Here is a 2,099-nt window from a genome sequence, read left to right as displayed (position 1 = left end):
GTAGCGGGAACAGGACTCGAACCTGTGACCTTTGGGTTATGAGCCCAACGAGCTGCCAACTGCTCCATCCCGCGATGTTGTTCCGTATATCGGACTGCAAAGGTACGAGAAAATTTCACAATAAAAAACTATCTTTGCAAAAAAATAAAAAAAACACGATTATTTTTTGTCGTGACCAATTCAAATGCAAGAAGAAATCATTTCTCCCGACCATAAGGCGGGCTTTATTAGTATCGTAGGAAAACCAAACGTCGGAAAATCGACGTTGATGAATATTCTCGTGGGTGAGCGACTTTCAATCATTACCTCGAAAGCCCAAACTACTCGCCACCGTATCATGGGTATCGTGAATGGTGTGCATGAAGGAACCGACTTTCAGTTGGTGTACTCCGACACGCCCGGTATCATCAAGCCGATATATGAGTTGCACAAATCAATGATGCACTTTGTGCATGGCTCACTCGAAGACGCCGACGTGATTTTGTTTGTAACGGATATTTTTGAAAAGCACGACGAAGATGATGTAATTACCAAACTTCAGCATACCGAAACACCTATTTTATTGATTATCAACAAAATAGATTTGGCAACGCCCGAGCAAATCGAAGAAAAAGTAAGTTACTGGAAAGAAAACTTCAAGGCAGTTGAGGTAATTCCGATTTCGGCATTGCACCAACAAAATGTTGATGGTTTGTTTTCAAAAATTATTGGATTTTTGCCAGTTCATCACCCCTATTTCCCGAAAGATGAACTAACGGATAAACCCGAACGCTTTTTTGCGGCCGAAATTATCCGTGAAAAAATCTTTACGAATTATACGAAAGAAGTACCGTATAGCTGCGAAGTGGTAATTACGAGTTTCAAAGAAAAAGAGGATATGATTGTGGTAAGTGCCGAAATTTATGTGGAACGAACGACTCAGCGTGCGATTCTGTTGGGGCATAAAGGCGAACGTATCAAAAAAGTGGGTATTGAGGCTCGTCAAGAAATGGAAAACTTCTTCGGTAAGAAAATTTTCTTGGAGCAGTACATCAGAGTTGAGCCAGATTGGCGAAACAAACGCCAAAAATTGGAGCGATTCGGTTATGAGTAAACTAATTTTGAATGAGTGAATGTTAGAATGAGTGAATAAAAACGTATCAAACATTCTATCATCCATTCATTCAGTTCCACTGTGGCTATCATTCAAAATTGTTTTTTATGTTTTATCTACTATTAAGTATCATATTTTCGGTTTTGTTGTTGACAAACTTTCGTTTGTACCCAAAATTCGGTATTAGCACTTTTCAGGCAATTGCGTTCAACTACCCAATTTGCTTTCTGACTGGGCTGGCTTTGATGCCCGAAGGACAAAGTTTTGAACTCAATTTTTCAGAAAACTGGACATTCTATGCTCTTATTTTGGGCGTTGGATTTATCATAACTTTCTTATTATCAGGATTTTCTACCCAACGAATGGGAATGACGGCAACTTCACTGGCCAATAATATTTCGTTGGTGATTCCTGTACTTTGTAGTTTATTGATTTTCAAAACACAAGGTCGCCCATTTGATGGATTAAATTATTTAGGCTTGGCTCTTGCTTTGGGGGCGGTTGCACTTAGCACTTTCAAGAAAAGCAATGAGAAAGTATCGGGCAAAGGCTTAGATTTTCTTTTGCCAGTAGCGGTTTTTTTGATGTATGGCGTTACGAACACTTCGATTAATTACTTGAATATCAACTTCATAAAATCGGCCGACCGCACCGTACCCGTTACGCTCGTGATGGTTTTTGGGGCAATTCTGGCGGGAATAATTGTGCTGGCGATTCGAGTAATTCGTGGACAAGAAAAGATTGAATTGAAGAATATTTTGGCCAGTATTACGCTTGGTGTTCCTAATTTCTTGTCGTTCTATTTCTTAATTTTGGCACTAACCGCCTACGGCAATAGCGGTGCATTTGTTTATCCGCTTTATAATATCGGCGTTATTTTGGTTTCGGCTTTGGTGGCTTTTATTTTCTTTAAAGAAAAACTCACAACACTCAATAAAATCGGACTTTTGTTGGCCGTTGTGGCCATAGGTCTGATTTCGTGGCAAGATATCCAAGGTTTGTTTTA

Annotated in this window: 2 protein-coding genes and 1 tRNA gene; 2 read left to right on the top strand and 1 reads right to left on the bottom strand. The window is 39.6% G+C overall.

Features of this window, described 5'->3' with window-relative positions:
- Position 1: 1 nt before the first annotated feature.
- Positions 2 to 74: transfer RNA gene (locus tag ACOVO2_RS04670), tRNA-Met, on the bottom strand.
- Between the two features lie 110 nt (positions 75 to 184).
- Here ACOVO2_RS04670 and era point away from each other — a divergent pair.
- Together era and ACOVO2_RS04660 are read left to right on the top strand one after the other, a co-directional pair.
- Positions 185 to 1,093, top strand: a complete 909-nt coding sequence (gene era, locus ACOVO2_RS04665) for a GTPase Era (RefSeq protein ID WP_188770445.1) — start codon at positions 185 to 187, stop codon at positions 1,091 to 1,093.
- A 107-nt stretch (positions 1,094 to 1,200) separates the two neighbouring features.
- Positions 1,201 to 2,099, top strand: an 899-nt coding sequence (locus ACOVO2_RS04660) for an EamA family transporter (RefSeq protein WP_421768845.1), incomplete at its 3' end; no start/stop codon positions are given.

It is taken from the genome of Emticicia sp. (genome assembly GCF_049241225.1).
Lineage (GTDB): Bacteria > Bacteroidota > Bacteroidia > Cytophagales > Spirosomataceae > Emticicia.
Note: the sequence above shows the minus strand (reverse complement) of the source record. Positions and strands in the feature narration are given on the sequence as shown.

Coding starts and splice junctions, on each gene's coding strand:
- era (WP_188770445.1), top strand. CDS start 185: ATGCAAGAAGAAATCATTTCTCCCGACCATAAGGCGGGCTTTATTAGT.